This is a genomic window from Ferruginibacter profundus, assembly GCF_054783275.1.
Genome location: NZ_BAAGQW010000002.1, coordinates 1,907,354 through 1,924,761, shown reverse-complemented (window position 1 = coordinate 1,924,761; position 17,408 = coordinate 1,907,354). Strand labels below are relative to the sequence as shown.

General features: G+C 39.6%; 11 protein-coding genes. 5 read left to right on the top strand and 6 right to left on the bottom strand.

Features of this window, described 5'->3' with window-relative positions:
* Window positions 1-328: 328 nt before the first annotated feature.
* The gene (locus tag ACYVM0_RS18330; protein WP_460559352.1) at window positions 329-5,257 is read right to left on the bottom strand and encodes a PKD domain-containing protein; all 4,929 of its coding nucleotides are present in this window, start codon (window positions 5,255-5,257) and stop codon (window positions 329-331) included.
* A gap of 558 nt (window positions 5,258-5,815) precedes the next feature.
* Between ACYVM0_RS18330 and ACYVM0_RS18325 the strand changes: the two genes are divergently transcribed.
* Window positions 5,816-6,214 (top strand): hypothetical protein, encoded by a 399-nt coding sequence (locus ACYVM0_RS18325; protein WP_460559350.1) that lies wholly within the window; start codon window positions 5,816-5,818, stop codon window positions 6,212-6,214.
* Between the two features lies 1 nt (window position 6,215).
* Window positions 6,216-7,781 carry a GMC family oxidoreductase gene (locus ACYVM0_RS18320; protein WP_460559348.1) on the top strand — a complete coding sequence of 522 codons (1,566 nt, stop codon included), beginning with the start codon at window positions 6,216-6,218 and terminating at the stop codon, window positions 7,779-7,781.
* Between the two features lie 19 nt (window positions 7,782-7,800).
* Here ACYVM0_RS18320 and pnuC read toward each other — a convergent pair whose 3' ends face one another.
* From pnuC to ACYVM0_RS18305, 3 genes are all read right to left on the bottom strand, one after another.
* Window positions 7,801-9,909, bottom strand: a complete 2,109-nt coding sequence (pnuC, locus tag ACYVM0_RS18315; protein WP_460559346.1) for a nicotinamide riboside transporter PnuC — start codon at window positions 9,907-9,909, stop codon at window positions 7,801-7,803.
* A 143-nt stretch (window positions 9,910-10,052) separates the two neighbouring features.
* Window positions 10,053-10,811: a tyrosine-protein phosphatase gene (locus ACYVM0_RS18310; RefSeq protein WP_460559344.1), complete on the bottom strand. Its 759-nt coding sequence runs from the start codon at window positions 10,809-10,811 to the stop codon at window positions 10,053-10,055.
* A gap of 105 nt (window positions 10,812-10,916) precedes the next feature.
* Window positions 10,917-11,429, bottom strand: coding sequence for a UpxY family transcription antiterminator (locus ACYVM0_RS18305; protein ID WP_460559342.1), 513 nt, complete (start codon window positions 11,427-11,429; stop codon window positions 10,917-10,919).
* Window positions 11,430-11,656: 227 nt separating this feature from the next.
* On the opposite strand from ACYVM0_RS18305, the gene ACYVM0_RS18300 reads away from it, so the two are divergent.
* The 3 genes from ACYVM0_RS18300 to ACYVM0_RS18290 all read left to right on the top strand — a co-directional run bounded on the left by ACYVM0_RS18300 (window position 11,657) and on the right by ACYVM0_RS18290 (window position 15,128).
* Window positions 11,657-12,631 carry a deoxyhypusine synthase family protein gene (locus ACYVM0_RS18300; RefSeq protein WP_430990786.1) on the top strand — a complete coding sequence of 325 codons (975 nt, stop codon included), beginning with the start codon at window positions 11,657-11,659 and terminating at the stop codon, window positions 12,629-12,631.
* Window positions 12,632-12,657: 26 nt separating this feature from the next.
* Window positions 12,658-13,134: a hypothetical protein gene (locus ACYVM0_RS18295; protein WP_460559340.1), complete on the top strand. Its 477-nt coding sequence runs from the start codon at window positions 12,658-12,660 to the stop codon at window positions 13,132-13,134.
* A gap of 140 nt (window positions 13,135-13,274) precedes the next feature.
* Window positions 13,275-15,128, top strand: coding sequence for a M1 family metallopeptidase (locus tag ACYVM0_RS18290; protein WP_460559338.1), 1,854 nt, complete (start codon window positions 13,275-13,277; stop codon window positions 15,126-15,128).
* 77 nt (window positions 15,129-15,205) lie between these two features.
* On the opposite strand, the gene ACYVM0_RS18285 is transcribed toward ACYVM0_RS18290, so the two are convergent.
* Both ACYVM0_RS18285 and ACYVM0_RS18280 read right to left on the bottom strand, forming a co-directional pair.
* Entirely contained in the window at window positions 15,206-15,685 is a 480-nt protein-coding gene (locus ACYVM0_RS18285; RefSeq protein ID WP_460559336.1) for a hypothetical protein, read from the bottom strand.
* 80 nt (window positions 15,686-15,765) lie between these two features.
* The gene (locus ACYVM0_RS18280; RefSeq protein WP_460559334.1) at window positions 15,766-17,361 is read right to left on the bottom strand and encodes a M28 family peptidase; all 1,596 of its coding nucleotides are present in this window, start codon (window positions 17,359-17,361) and stop codon (window positions 15,766-15,768) included.
* Between the last annotated feature and the right edge of the window lie 47 nt (window positions 17,362-17,408).

Sequence of the window (17,408 nt, the reverse complement as noted above, 5' to 3'; positions counted from 1 at the left end):
GAAAGCGGTTTTAAATACTTTCCAATTTCTTCAGGCAATAATCAATCCGTATTTTTTGTAAAGATTAGCGATGTTTTTATCGGTAGCAGATAATGCCGGATTTAAATTCAAAATTCATTTGAAAAGTTACCATTTGTAAGTGCTGCTGCAACCACTAATCTGAATGATAAATTGTAATTCTTTTGAGTAAGTTGCTAAATCGTAATTGACCTTAGTTTATAAAGGCACACTATTTTTGTCACAACTTAGGGTAAGGTGAGCCAATAAATAAAATAAAAAAGAGGAAGCCGGTTACCGGCTTCCTCTTTTTTATAAGTAGCAGAATTATTTAAGGCTTAATAACCTTTATGCTTTGTTTATTAATGCTATCAAAATAAACCGTCATTAAATAAGTGCCTTTCGACAGAGTGCTCATATTTATTCTTTCCCTGGTATTATAAGTACCGGTTACCAGTTGTTTCTGGTACACCATTTTACCCTGCATATCGGTAATAACTACCAGTAATGTTGTGTTAGGTATGGTGGAGTTAATATCCAGGGTTGTAAAGTCAACTACCGGGTTAGGGTACACTTTTACACTATTATTATCAGGTTTTACCGGTGTGGCAACTTTAACATTCACGGTATCTTTATCAGTAGCACCCCTGTTATCTGTAACCGTAAGTTCAAATTTATAAGAACCATCTACCAGGTTTTGTAAAAACGTAGAAGCGGTATTGATAGAAGTAAGCTTATCAGGAGGGCCGGATATTTGCCTCCAGGCATAAGCTATTATTGTTCCGTCAACATCAGTTCCTGTTCCGGTAAGCAGAACATTATTGGCAGGTAGCATAACTGATTGATCAGGTCCTGCATTCGCAACCGGTGGGATATTTTCTGGATTAACCGTTACCTGCATATTATCAGTTGCAGTAGCGCCATTGTTGTCGGTAACTTTTAATTCAAACACATATACGCCTGTAATTAACCCGGTCACTGTTGTTACAGCTGCCGAAGAATTGGCAATGATTCCTGCAGACGGGCCGGAAAGCCTGGTCCATTTGTAGGCCACAATAGTTCCATCCACATCCGTTCCGTTGCCGGTAAGGTTTGCTGTATTGGTAGGCAATGTTATGGATTGGTTCAACCCTGCATCAGCAACAGGGGGAATATTTGGTGCAAACACAATTACCTGCATAGTGTCTGTATCGGTAGCGCCACTGTTATCAGTAACTTTTAATTCAAATTTATAAATACCTGCTACCAGTGCAGTAACAGATGTAGCAGCTGCATTTGGATTGGTAATGGTTCCGGCTCCTGTTGGCCCGGATACTTTTGTCCATAAATAAGCCGTGATCGTTCCGTCAGGATCAATACCGCTGCCACTCAGGCTAACAGAGCTGGTGGGTAAAGTGATAGACTGATCAAGGCCCGCATTTGCAGTAGGTGGAACATTAGGTGCAGGGTTAACTACTACTACCATAGTATCTCTTCCCACAGCACCACTGTTATCGGTAACTTTTAATTCAAACCTGTATGTACCCTGCACTAATCCTGTAACAGGCGTAGCTGCCGAAGCTGTATTAGTAATTGTTCCTGCTGCAGGCCCGGAAATCTTCGTCCACAGGTAAGCGGTAATAGTTCCGTCAGGGTCATTACCAGATCCGCTTAAGTTTACAGCGTTTACGGGTAAAGTAATGTTTTGATCAACTCCTGCGTTGGCAACGGGTGGTATATTAGCGGGGTTAACAATTACCTGCATAGTATCTGTATCGGTAGCACCACTGTTATCGGTAACTTTTAATTCAAATTGGTAGGTGCCTTGCACTAATCCTGTAACAGATGTGGCAGCAGCTGCTGAGTTAGTAATGGTACCTGCAGTTGGTCCCGCAATCTTCGTCCACAGGTAAGCGGTAATAGTTCCGTCAGGGTCATTACCAGATCCGCTTAAGTTTACAGCGTTTACAGGTAAGGTAATATTTTGATCGGGGCCTGCATTGGCAGCAGGAGGCACGTTAGGTGCAGGGTTAACTACTACCTGCATGGTATCTCTGCCAATGGCTCCGTTATTATCAGTAACTTTTAATTCAAATTTATAGGTACCCTGTACCAAAGCGGTAACTGTAGTGGCAGCAGCTGCTGAATTAGTAATGGTACCTGCAGTGGGTCCTGAAATCTTGGTCCACAAATAAGCACTGATCGTTCCATCAGGGTCGTTACCCGAGCCACTAAGGCTAACGGTATTGGTGGGTAAAGTAATATTCTGATCGGGGCCTGCATTGGCGGTTGGCGCAATATTAGGATCCGGATTAACCACCACCACCATGGTATCTTTTGCAGTAGCACCGCTGTTATCAGTAACTTTTAATTCAAACTGGTAGGTGCCTTGCACTAATCCTGTAACAGCTGTTGCAGCAGCTGCAGAGTTAGTAATGGTACCGGCGGTTGGTCCCGCAATCTTCGTCCACAGGTAAGCGGTAATAGTGCCGTCAGGATCATTACCCGAACCACTAAGGCTAACGGTATTGGTGGGTAATGTGATATTCTGATCGGGCCCTGCATTGGCAGCAGGTGGCATGTTAGGTGCAGGGTTAACTACAACCTGCATGGTATCTCTGCCAATAGCTCCGTTATTATCAGTAACTTTTAATTCAAATTTATAGGTACCCTGTACCAAAGCAGTAACTGTAGTAGCAGCTGCTGCAGAGTTAGTAATGGTACCGGCGGTAGGTCCTGAAATTTTGGTCCACAGGTAAGCGCTAATAGTGCCGTCAGGGTCATTGCCAGATCCGCTAAGGCTAACGGTATTGGTAGGTAAAGTAATATTCTGATCGGGCCCTGCGTTGGCGGTTGGCGCAATATTAGGATCCGGATTAACCACCACCACCATGGTATCTTTTGCAGTAGCACCGCTGTTATCAGTAACTTTTAATTCAAACTGGTAGGTGCCTTGCACTAATCCTGTAACAGCTGTTGCAGCAGCTGCAGAGTTAGTAATGGTACCGGCGGTTGGTCCCGCAATCTTCGTCCACAGGTAAGCGGTAATAGTGCCATCGGGGTCATTACCCGAACCACTAAGGCTAACGGTATTGGTGGGTAATGTGATATTCTGATCGGGCCCTGCATTGGCAGCAGGTGGCACGTTAGGTGCAGGGTTAACTACAACCTGCATGGTATCTCTGCCAATAGCTCCGTTATTATCAGTAACTTTTAATTCAAATTTATAGGTACCCTGTACCAAAGCAGTAACTGTAGTAGCTGCTGCTGCTGAGTTAGTAATGGTACCTGCAGTGGGTCCTGAAATCTTGGTCCACAAATAAGCACTGATCGTTCCATCAGGGTCGTTACCCGAGCCACTAAGGCTAACCGTGTTGGTGGGTAATGTGATATTCTGATCGGGGCCTGCATTAGCGGTTGGGGGCACGTTTGGGTCAGGGTTCACAATTACCTGCATGGTATCTCTTCCCACAGCGCCATTATTATCAGTAACTTTTAATTCAAATTTATAAGTGCCCTGTACCAAAGCCGTAACTGTGGTGGTAGCCGATGCTGAGTTAGCAATGGTGCCGGCAGTTGGTCCTGAAATCTTGGTCCACAAATAAGCGCTTATAGTACCATCAGTATCAGTACCCGAACCTGTAAGTGTAACCGTATTGGTGGGTAAAGTAATCGATTGATCAGTGCCTGCGTTGGCTGTTGGCGGATTATTGGTTATGCCGCCATATTCCGCAAACCCCATATCCGGAGCACTGCCTGAATAGGTTAATCCTACATAGGTACCTGCATCGATACATGGAGATAATGGCTGCAGCAGAAAATTAGTAAGTGAAATAAATAACGGAAGAATATGAATATTGTTGGTATTGGTATAATGAGTGGGCTGTATCCCGTTAAAAACAGGGTTGTTGCTGCCACCGTTATTGAAAGTATTATTGTTTTGTATTGACAGCGAATCGATACCCACAGCACCGCCCTGTACCAACCAGCCACTTACTATATTCGTGATAATATTGTTTTTAATATTGATGTTCCTGGCATAACCTGTGTTCAGTCCGCCTAAGTTAATTCCCCACCATGGGGCAGCACCTGCAGTTGCCACCATCGTATTATTCAATACATTAAAATTGTCGATGCTGTAATCGCCTGCATTGCTGAAAATACCGATGAGGCCACCGGTGTTTTGTGCAATAGTTACGTTGGTGATAAGGTTTCTTTGTATGGTAACATCTTTAACAATATCACCCGAACGTGGGTTAAATTCAATACCATGTGCTTTTTTATCAATGGTATTATTTTCAATAATGGCACCATCTGTGCCATATTCCAGCACTATGCCACTTTCCATCCAGCTGTTTACACTGGTTTGTTTAATAACATTATCGTGTATCCATACACTATAGGGGTAACCATTTTTAGTTTGAAAGTTAAGATCGATAGAACCACCGGTAATGGTATTGCCATAGATCTCTAATCCTGATTCATTGAACAACTCAATAGCAAAATTCCAGCCGGTATTTCCGTTTGTGTTACCCAAAGGAATTTTATTCAGCGTATTGTTGTAGATCTTACAGCCTTTCAGGTAACCTTCATTCCAGCCTTTAATAGGCCAGCCATTATAGCCTTCGGGCCTGCTGGTTTGTGAGATGGTGTTGTTATAGATCAACATACCATCCTGCCCGCCGATATTTAAGCAACCACGGCCATAAGAACCGTTGGGTAAATTATAGGCTGCACAGTTAGTAATGGTATTATTGTAAAAAGTATTGCCGGTTGCATAAATGGTGGGTGGTGCACCATTGCCATCGTTGCGGCCACCGAATAAAACGCCACGGTCTTTAAAATCCACCATGGTAATATCATGAATGCTTACGTTGCTTCTGCCACCAACATAAATACCCCAGAAAGTAGAGAGGTTTTGTCCATCAAACATTAAATTGGAAATATGCTGGTTACCGTTAGTGCCCTCCGGTGAACGTAAAGATAACAACTCCGTCCAGTCGGCAGTAAGAGTGGTTTTTAAAATAGAAGTAGCACCATCGCCCTCGATACTTACACCAGGTTTTAAAACGCACTGTAATGTTTCAAGATAAGTACCTGCATTTACATGGATGATGTCGCCCACACCTGCAACAGTGTTAGTGGCTTTATACAATGTCTTCCAGGGATTGGTAATTGTACCGGTACCTGTTGCATCGCTACCTGTAGTACTAACGTAATAGGTAGTTGCATTGGTGAGTGTGGATAGGAAAATACCTAAAAAAAATAGAATTAGTTTCATAGGAGTTTTAATAAGATATTAGTGGATATAATGGATGCTCGAATCGTTTTAGTAACGAATAAGCCTTTGGTTTTATTGCTCATACAAATCTTCGGGGGAATGATGGTTGCCCAAATTAAGAATATTAGATTTCACATGAACATTTATCAAATACTATGCTAATTTTTATTTTTCAACATGATGTTTATAAGATGTTCGGATTTTTATAGCGGAAAATCAACTATTTTGCGTAGAAATCTAAATATTCTGGAAAAAATTAATCTTACATTTTTTCGTGATATAACCGGCTAGTTCATTATCAGTTGTTACACAGGTATTTGAAGTGTGGAAAACAATAAAAATGACAAAATATAGTTCTAATAGCCAGTTTTAAACCTTATAAAAGCCATTTTGTTAAAAAACTATTAAACAGCCAGGAATTTCTTAAAATCTGTTTTCAGCCTTTATATTGCCGGTTTTGGTAGATATGACCGGTGTTTTTTGCAACAACAGCTGATTTAGAAACAATTGATGGTATTTAAATAGAATTATTATTTCATTTGTGCCTGAAACCCTGATATGAAAAGAAGAAACTTTATTATTTCGGCATCAGTTGTGGCCGTTGGTTTACCTGTTGCTTATTATTTAAAAAAGCAATGGTGGCAACCCGACCCCCTTACTACTCCCGATTTACTGGGCAAATTTTGCAAAGAGGGCGAACTGAGGGACATTGGCGCCAGGTACAGGGAATTGGTACCCGTTGAAAATGAAAAACAAAAACTAACAGACCTTATCCTCACCGACGATAAAAGCCAAAAATTAAAAACCTCTGATAAATTACGGATCACTGAATTTATAAATGCAAAAATTCATGACGAATTTGTGGCCGATAAAACAATTATCATAAAAGGATGGTTTATCTCAATAACAGAAGCACGGCAATGTGCACTTTTATCATTACAACAAAACCAAGCATAGTATGCATATTGATGCCCGGCAAATTGACAATCAATCAGTAATAGAAGGGGATATCTGTATTATTGGGGCGGGGGCCGCCGGTATCAGTATTGCACTTGAATGGATGAATACGCCGTACAAAGTTATTTTGCTGGAAGGTGGCGGCTTTGATTATGATGATAAGGTACAGGAATTATACAATGGCAAAATAACCGGGCAACCTTACTTTCCTATGAAAGCCAGCCGGTTACACTATTTTGGCGGCAGTACCGGGCATTGGGGTGGTATGTGTGCTACTTTTGACGAACTGGATTTTGAAAAAAGAGATTGGGTGGAAAATAGCGGGTGGCCTATTAAATTAAAAGACATAGAACCCTTTTACCCGAGAGCGCATCCAATTTTAGACCTTGGCCCATACGAATGGGATGTAAAATACTGGCTTAAAAAAAATCCTTCCCTTAAAGAACTGCCATTGGATCAAAATGTGATCTGGAGCAAAATGTGGCAGTTCAGCCCTCCTACAAGATTTGGATCTAAATATAAAGAGACAATTGTTGGAGCAAAAAATATTCACCTGTACACTTATGCCAATGTAGTTGATATTACCGCTACAGAAAATGTTTCGGAAATTAAAGAAGTAATAATAAAAAATTATGCAGATAAACAACATACGGTAAGGGCTAAGTTCTTTATCATGGCTTGTTGCTCTATACAAAATGCAAGATTATTACTGGCATCCAACAAGCAGGCACCAAAAGGGCTTGGTAATGATAATGACGTTGTGGGCCGTTACTTTATGGAACATCCGCATATAGAATCAGGCGAATTATGGCTTGCCAATTCAGATACCCTTGACCTTTATCAAATGGGGAAGGGTATTACCGAAAGAGTGGAAATGGCGATCACTGCAAAAAAGCAGGAAGAGCTTAAGATAATGAATGGCACCATTTCATTAACTCCTTTGGAATTATCTAAAAACAGGATATCGAATATTAAAATGTGGTCTGCAGATGACCCGAGGAACAGCCTGGATTCGTTTAAAAAATATAATAGTTTAGACAGAAGGAATTTTTTCGAAAGACATTTTATGCCTTCAAAATTATACAAGGCATACGGGTTGCTTACCAGGATGGAACAGGTGCCCAATCCTGCATCCCGTGTTGAATTGAGTACAGAAAAAGATGCCTTAGGTGTACCCCGTGCCAATTTAAACTGGCAAATGTCTCCGCCTGATAAAAAAACCGTGACTACAATAATCGAAGTATTTGCCCGGCAGATCGGTATATCTGGTGTGGGCCGTGTAAGAATTCCTGATTTTATGCTGGATACAAAAGATGAGTCAGTTCCTTCATCATTGGTGAGTGGCGGCTGGCATCATTTAGGCACCACACGTATGAGCGAAGACCCGAAGAAAGGCGTAGTAGATGCCGATTGTAAAGTACATGGTATCAATAATTTATTTGCTGCAGGTTCCTCTTGTTTTACAACAGGCGGAGCAGTAAACCCAACACTAACGGTAGTGGCTATAAGCCTCCGGCTTTCCGATCATTTAAAAGAACAGGTTAAGAATTCAGCGAAACAAGCTTAAAAAATAATACACTGTTGCGTTATAAATCAATTTTTATTTTTTTTGACGCACCGGTACCTGAAGATCTTCTTCTGGCATTTTTTCTTTTGTTCCATTTGCGTAACCCCCATGCACTCATGGCCAGTAATACGCAATGGTACATGGTCATAAGAAAATAGTTTCTCATAAAAAACAAGAAGATCAAAACAATATTGGAGGCTATCCACCAATGCCATGCTTCCGCTTTTTTCCGGGCAATTAACAACATTGCGGTTAATGCAGTAGCTACTGCAAAAGCATCTGCCCATGAGGATGCGCCTGCAGTAAAATCTTTTTTGAAGTAAATAAAGGAAAAGTAAACAGCAACTGCTGCGCTGATAAAAAATGCCAGGTGTAATAGCAACTCTTTTTTATCAGCGCTTGTAACCCGTACAATGCGGTGCTTTTTCCGGTCTCTTTTTACCCATACGCTCCAGCCATAAATACACAACGCAATAAAAAGCAGGTTAACACAAATTTCCCCTACCAATTCTTCATCAAAACCTAAAAATAAAAATACTATCCTGTTCACTAAAAATGAAGGGTATGCATATACGTTCTCCTTACCGGCAAACAATAAAGCCAACAGGCCCGAAAGCACTGCAATGATCTCCAGCATACCGGTATTTTTCAGCTCGTAGTAGAACGGCCTTACCACCCGCTGGGTAAAATTAAATGCCGGGCTTGTGCCATCATCTGATTTGCTTTTAGTATTATGCTTAAATGTGTAATTATTGGGTACCCCACGTACGAAAAACGGATCATTGCCATTTCCATTGCCAGATAATATATTGTTTTCAATAAGCATGGTATCAATTACAAACGCAGGGTTTGCGAATATGCCGGCCACGGTAAACCCTTTAATGGTGTTATCGTGTATTCTTACATTGGTGGCATAGGCCGCACCAGCTATACCTATGCCGTAATAAGGTGCAGCATTGGTATTGGCAATAAATTTATTTCCATAAACAAAGAAATTAGAAATGAAATAGCTTTTACCAATACCTATAAAATTGATGGCATAGCCATGGTGGCTCTCATCGGTAACACCAATATTATCGCACAGGTTATTCTTAATAGTTATGTTGCTTACAATGCTCCCTTCACGGGGTGTAAAATAAACAGGCATGCCTAAATTTCTTAAACGGTTATTCTCTATAATTGCGCCATCTGTTTCGTACTCCAGGGTAATACCGGTTTCTAACCGGGATTGTAAACTCAGCGGGCCAATTATATTATCATGGATATAAACGCTGTAAGGATAGTTGTCTTTTGTCTGGTGGTTAATATCTATGGCGCCAATTACAGTATTGTTATAAATCTCCAAACCGAATACATTAAATAACTCTATTGCAAAATCCCAGCTTATTCCATCATAGGCTTCTTTGGTAATTACGTTGCTATAGATCTTGCACCCTTTTAAAAAACCGCCGTTGTAATACTTTATTGGCCAGCCATTCGTGCCTATTGATCTGCCTTTTTGAGTAATGGTGTTGTTATAAATCAGCATTCCTTCCTGTCCGCCAATATTTAAACAGCCCCTGCCATAACCATCATATTTAGCGCAGTTGGAAAGGGTATTGTTATAAAAGCTATTGCCGCTTGCATATATTTCAGGAGCACCTTCTTCATTATCTTCCCTGCCTGCCCATATTACACCGCGGTCATCAAAATCAGCAATAATACAATCATGAATACTTACATTTTTTCTTCCCCTTATTTCAATACCCCACGACCCTGTTCTGTTGGTGCCATCAATTTTTATATTGCTGATGTGCTGGCTGCCATCAGTTCCTTCTTTTGATGTAGCCACAATTATTGCGGCAAATTCAATACTTAATGTAGATTGAATAACAGATGCAGGTCCCTCGCCTTCAATACTTACACCAACTGCAAGGTTACACCTTACCGGTTCGTTATAAGTGCCTGCTGTTACATGAATGATATCACCTGGTGTTGTAACTGCAGCTGTTGCTTTATATAAAGAATGCCAGGGATTACCAATAGTACCATTTCCATTCTGGTCGCTTCCTTTTGAACTGATATAATAAGTAGTGGCAAAACCGCATTTAAAAAAAATAAGCAGCAGTACGGTGGAAAGTAATTTCATTTGAAAGGTTTTTTTTACTTATGGCATCAGGGATGCTGATAAAAGCTGGCAGAACGAAGATAATGGTTTCCTGAAAATGCAGAGATACCAGCCAGTGTAAAAGCACTGCAATTACAACAATTAAAATACAATTTCAACCGGGCTTAGGGATATTTGATTTTATGTACCAGGTCAAGGTCGTTATAAACATCTGTGCCCAATAGATTTTGAAAAATTATTTTATTGGCAGGATGATTGAGTGCAGCTAAATGCTTTTGGTGATGCAGGTCGGTACCCACCATCATGGCTAATTTTTTTTCCAGGATAAACTTTGCTGCTTTTTCGGCACGCTTGCCATAGTAGCCGGCCAGGGATAAAATATTTACCTGCAAAACAAAGCCCATTTCTGTTAAGTGATAGTACTCATCAAAATTCTGTTGATAGTGATGATACCTTTCGGGATGTGCTAATATCGGCAGGTATCCTTCTGCAATGATGCCGGCTGTAATTTCTCCAAGATTTTGTGGTGTGGATGTGTAGGATATTTCGGTAAGTATAATATTCTGATGCAGCGTAAGCAGGCGGTCTTTCTTTTTCAGCAGTTCTAAGAAATAATCATCCAGCATATATTCTGCAGCGGCAGATAATTCTATATCCAGCCCTGCTTCATAACAGGCCTGCCGTGCTTTTTCCAATGCTTCAGCAATTGTTTCGGGAGTATTGCGGTACATGTCACCAATAATATGTGGTGTGGCAATAGATTTCCGGATGCCTAAATTATACAACCCCTGTATCAGTGACAATGATGTTGCTGTATCCGGTGCTCCATCATCAATACCCGGTAAAATATGCGAATGGATATCAATAGTGAAAGGTAAGTTTTCAGGTGCAGCGGTTTCTTTTTTCTTAAAAAAATTGAACATGGTTATAATGGCAATATTGAATCAAATGTAGCAATCTAAATTTAGTATTGCCGTTAATTTTTAAAGGGTAGCGGGCTTATTTTGTAAACCAGCTTTATCGTCATATTATATCCTGTCTGCTGCAACTTTCTCAAGATTTTTCTTATCAACTGAAGTGATCAGCTGCAAACCCATACTTTCTATTTTAACGCTGGCACGATTGCCCGAAATTTGCAGTAATATGCCGTGATAGTTCATCAGCACTCCTTGTTTTATTTTTACTTTGGAATTTATCTCTAAACGGCCTTCCACTACTTCTACTGATTCAAACTCCTTTAAAAATTTACGAATGGTGGCAATTTCACTGTCTTTAATTTTAGCAGGCTTGCCCAGCCAGGTTACATAATTAAGAATACCGGGGATATTTAATAAATCCCATTTTTTATTTTCGGGAACCTTTACAAAAACGTAGGATTTAAAAAGAGGTTCCAGTACAGTTTTCTTTCTGTCGCTCCATTGCTTTGTCACTTTGTTTAAAGGACAATAATATTCAACTCCTTTTGCTTCAAGCAATGCCGCCACTTTTTTCTCCCAGCGGGGTTTTGTGTACACAGCATGCCAGTAAATGCTATTTTCCATCAGTATAAAATTTCTTTGGGTATTTAACTACTGCTGGCCTGTAATTAAATAATAATTAAATATACAAAGTTTACAGAAAGTATGATTGCAGAACTTGCTGGTATTGGTGTATTTATAGTGGCCGCAGTAAAACATAATTTTAAAAAGGGCAGAAAATAGAGCATAATCTTTATAAAAAAATTACTTTTGCAGCCTTGCCCTTCGTTAAACTCAGGGCAGCAAAAATTATGAGCAAAGGACCCGTTTCAAATTTTATTGAACACCATTACCGCCACTTTAATGCAGCTGCTTTAATGGATGCTGCCAAAGGTTATGTAACCCATTTGGATGAAGGTGGAAAAATGATGGTAACATTGGCTGGTGCCATGAGTACAGCAGAATTAGGATTGAGTTTGGCAGAAATGATTCGCCAGGATAAAATTTCCATTATCAGCTGTACAGGTGCTAACCTGGAAGAGGATATTATGAACCTGGTGGCACACAGCCATTATAAAAGAGTTCCTAATTACAGGGATCTTTCTCCGCAGGAAGAGTGGGACCTGCTGGAAAATCATTATAACCGTGTTACTGATACCTGCATACCGGAAGAAGAAGCATTCAGAAGATTGCAGCAGCATATTCACAAATTATGGAAAGAAGCCGATGATAAAGGAGAGCGTTATTTTCCGCACGAGTACATGTACAAAATGTTACTGAGCGGTGTATTGGAGCAATACTACGAAATTGACCCTAAGAACAGCTGGATGCTGGCAGCAGCACAAAAAAATATTCCGATTGTGGTACCGGGATGGGAAGACAGCACTATGGGAAACATATTTGCTTCTTACATCATTAAAAATGAAATGAAAGCAACCACTATGAAAAGTGGTATTGAATACATGGTATGGCTGGCTGATTGGTACAGGAATAATTCTGCAGGCAAAGGTGTAGGCTTTTTCCAGATTGGTGGCGGTATCGCTGGTGATTTTCCTATTTGCGTGGTACCAATGATGTACCAGGACCTTGAGTGGCATGATGTTCCTTTCTGGAGTTATTTTTGCCAGATCAGTGATTCCACTACTTCTTATGGCTCTTATTCAGGAGCAGTGCCTAACGAAAAAATCACCTGGGGCAAACTGGATATCCATACGCCTAAGTTTATTGTGGAAAGCGACGCTACCATTGTGGCGCCATTAATTTTTGCCTGGATATTGGGCTGGTAATTTACGTACTGCAAATGAAAATGTTTATGCGTTGTATAATCTTAATAGCCGGTTTGTTTTTTACTTCCACCTGCATTGCTCAAAATAAATTAACAGGAAAGTGGAAACCTGTTTATTTTGTTTTGGATAAAATTATGATAGCTGATGTAAAAGCAGATTCCGTTCATATGTCAGACTCTCTTGATGTGGTTTTTAAAAATGATAAAGACCCTGAAATGTCGAAAAAAATGATGCAGTTCCTGGGGCAGATGTTATTGAAGAAAATGCAGGACACTCAACAAGAGTTTTTACCTTCAGGAGTTTATATAGAAACCTTAAACAACACAGCCACCAATAGCACTTATACTTACGATTCCACTGGTAATCTTACAATAATCCAACCCAAAAACAAAACCAGTAAGTACACGGTTTCTTTTAAAAATGATCACCTGGTATTAACCAGTGCACTGGAAAACCCTGGTGGAAGAAAAGGCGTTCTGGTTGTGGAATATGAAAAATTATAGCAGCATTTATAACGCTTTCAAAAAATAAAGGCAAATCCCGGTAAACATTACCGGGATTTGCTTTTTACCCTTAACGTATTTTTATCGAGCAAAAGTTTTTCTGTCTTATTTTTAGCTACTCATATTTAAAGAAAAAACGGATGAAAAATATTTGTTTAAGTTTTATCTGCCTGTTAAGTGGTGTAACATTACTGGCTCAAACAACGTTACCGATACCGGTAAATCTTAAAAAAGCGTTTGATAAAAATACCCGTAGCAGTGATGGCAGGCCCGGAAAAAATTACTGGCAAAATCATGCAGTGTATAATATTGATGTGCATTTTGATCCGGCCACAAGAATGGTAAAGGGCACTGTTGAGATCAATTATACAAATAACAGCCCGGATACTTTAAAAGAAATTATCTTCAAATTATATCCTAATATTTATAAAAAGGGATCGCCAAGGCTGATGAAAATAGAAGATGAAGATGCTACCAGCGGCGTAAGCATTGAAAAAATTGCTTTTAATGAAGAAATACAACCCGAGCGAAATCACCGGATAGATGGCACTAACATGACTGTTCGGGTAAAACCTTTTTTACCAAAACAATCCGGTACATTTAAAATCAGTTACTCTTACACGCTTAATAAAAAATCGCACATACGTACAGGCGAAGTAGAAGACGGCGCTTATTTTATTGCCTATTTTTTTCCACGAATTGCAGTGTACGATGATATTGATGGATGGAACCGTAACCCGTACTTAGGTACACAGGAATTTTATAACGACTTCTGCGATTTTACAACAAAAGTAACAGTGCCTGCCAGCTATGTGGTTTGGGCAACCGGCGATCTCACTAACAGTAATTTAATTTTTACGGATAAATTTCAGCAAAGAATTAAGCAGGCAGAAACCAATGACAGCTATATTACCATAATTGACAGTACTGATATTAAAAATGAACAGATAACAAAATCAGATACTACCAATACCTGGATATTTGAAGCTAAACATCTAACCGATGCGGTATTCGCTTTAAGTAATCATTACATCTGGCAAAGCTCAAGCCTTGTGGTAGATAAAACAACAGGCAGAAGAACAAGGGTAGATGCAGTATTTAACCCTAAACACAAAGACTATTTTAATGTAGTGGCTGATGCACACAAAACGGTGGAAGCGATGAGTTATAGTTTTCCTAAATGGCCTTACCCGTACAGCCACGAAACTGTTTTTGATGGATTAGACCAGATGGAATACCCGATGATGGTAAATGATAACCCCGTTGAAGACAGGGCAGAAAGTATTGAATTAACCGACCATGAGATATTTCATACCATGTTTCCTTTTTACATGGGCATTAATGAAACCAAGTACGGTTGGATGGATGAAGGTTGGGCAACAATAGGAGAGTGGCTTATCTCTCCAATGATTGATACCAGTATTGTAGACGAATATGGTATAACCGCTGTGGAAAGAAGTGCAGGAACTGAAATTGATCTGCCCATTGTAACGCTCACCACACAGGAGTATGGTACATCTATGTTCATCAACAGTTATCCCAAACCTGCAATGGGGTATTTATTCGTAAAAGATATGCTGGGGGATGAGTTGTTTTATAAAGGATTACATAATTACTTTCGCAACTGGAATGGCAGGCATCCTATTCCGTACGATTTTTTCAACAGCATGAATGAAGGCAGTGGTAAAAATTTAAACTGGTTCTGGAAGCGCTGGTTCTTTGACAATGGTGTGCCCGACCTGGCTGTTGCAAAAGTTGCTGGTAAACAAATTACCATTAAATCAATAGGAACAAAACCTGTACCTGTGGATATTACTGTAACTTATAGCGATGGCAGCACAGAAAAAATTCATCGCTCCATTGCCGTGTGGGAAAAAGGAAATACCAGTGTATCCGTAAACGTTACTACTTCAAAAAAAATAAAAATGGTAAAACTGGGTAGTACTTATGTGCCCGATGTAAACAAAGCAGATAATGTTTACGAAGTAAAATAAATACAAAGCGCAATTTCATTATAATAAAAAGAGGAAGAAATTATTTTCTTCCTCTTTTTATTATAATATGCTGTTGATCAAATACGCTTTTCTTCTTTTGCAATTTGTAATTGTTTGGCATCTTTTAAAGGACGTATAAGATTTATCAGGATAATGATACGTACTATAATCCCACCTAAAAAAGCCTTGGCTATACTGATATCATCGCCATACATAAAATTGGTGACTATTACTAAAACCCAGTGAGCAATAAACAGGCATAAGCCGATAACAATAGCGGTATGTGGCTTACGTTTTGTCCATATACCTAATACAACAAATCCGATAATAAAGGGAGCTAAAAATAAAAATGGCTCCAATACAAATTCACCTTCAGCTCTTGCTGCAGCTATTATTTGCCAGATTAATAAAAGCCCGGCTGTCCAGAATAAAGCATTGCGTGCTTTCTTTACACCAAGTTCGTATCCTTCCAGTTCAATCTGGCGTATATCATCATGATATGCAGCAATCTGGTCGTGTTTATTTTCTTCCTGCGTATTGTATTCATTTGTTTCCATAGTACATATTTTATTGATACACTAAAATAGTAAACACAACCGGATAAAAAAACCACCTTTTTGCAAGGTGGTTTTTGTTTTTATCTTGTTCCCATATTTAAAGGGGTGTCCCGTTTCAGCATATCATCCCTGTTGGCCATCAGCCATGCAGTATGGAAGATCATACGCACTCTTTTCTCATACAGGTCCCAGGTAATTTTATCTACAGTATCAGTTGGTTTATGATAATCTGCTTTTAGCATACCATCATAAAAAAACAAAATAGGAACGCCTTTACGAGCAAAATTGTAATGGTCGCTGCGGAAATAAATACGGTTAGGATCGTTAGGGTCGTCAAATTTATAATCTAATGTAAGCCTGGTATAATTGTTATTGGCAGCTTCATTTATTTTAGGCAGGTCGCTGCTTATTTTATCGTGGCCAATTACATATACATAATTCATAGTGTCGCCGGTTTTTCTTTCCGTATCAATACGGCCCACCATATCAGTATTTAAATCAACACTTGTTTTGTCTAAAGGGAAAAATGGGTGATCGCTATAGTATTCACTACCCCACAAACCTTTTTCTTCGCCACTTACAGTCATAAAAACAAGAGTTCTTCTTGGCCTGTGCCCTTCAGCCGCTGCTTTAGAAAACGCTTCTGCCATTTGTATCACAGCGCAGGTACCACTGCCGTCATCATCGGCACCGTAATAAATTTTCCCATCTTGTTTACCAATGCCCAAATGATCGTAGTGGCCGGTTAAAAAAACGTATTCATCTTTTTTATCAGTGCCTTCAATAACACCAACAACATTGCTGGCATTAATAGTGGTGCGGTATTTATCAAAAACAAAAGCTGTTTTTATACCGGTTTCAACTGAATGGATCTGCAAAAGTTCACTGGCCTTAGCCGATTTAAGATAGGAATCAAAATTAAAAAAATCACCTACAAGTGATTTGGCAAATGCATGCGACAACAATGCGTAGTTAATGGTTTTGCCTGTTGTTGCTGCCGCTCTTGGAAAATACACTCCCGTTTTTTTACCATTGTCAACGGTACGTTGATTAAAAACTTCCTGGTTAGGATTGATAACCAATGCACCAATAGCCCCTTTAGCAGCGGCAACCGCTAATTTTTTGCTGAGGCCCGGAAAACTCCATTCACTGCCCCGTGTGGCAGAACCGCTAATGATAAACTTGCCATCAGCTTTGGGTTCGCCCAAAAAGAAAACCACCACTTTGCCCTTTACTTTAATGTCTTTATAATCGCTGTATTTTTCATCATCAATACCATAGCCTACAAATACTACTTTTTTACCTTTAAATTTTCCTGTTTCGTTGGTGTTGAGTGGTGTGATAAAATCTTTACCAAAAACGGCATCTTTACCGTTTAGTTTAAATTCGGCACTTACCAAACTATCCTGGTATAATGGATAATACTGCTGGTAGCCATTTAATGATGGCACAGATTTTAATCCCATGTTTTTGAACTGCGATTCAATATAAGCAGCTGCCTTGCGTTGCCCTATTGTACCCGTTTCCCTGCCTTCAAAATCATCACTGGCAACAATGGTAAGGTGTTTTTGAAGGTTAGCGCCTGTGATTACAGAGGCATATTTTTCAGCATCATTCATTTGTGCCGATAACTGTACACTTATTAATACAGCGCATAAAAAGAGCAATTTTCTCATGTTAAAAGTTTAAGTTTTAAAAATACGATAAGTGAATACGCAGAAAA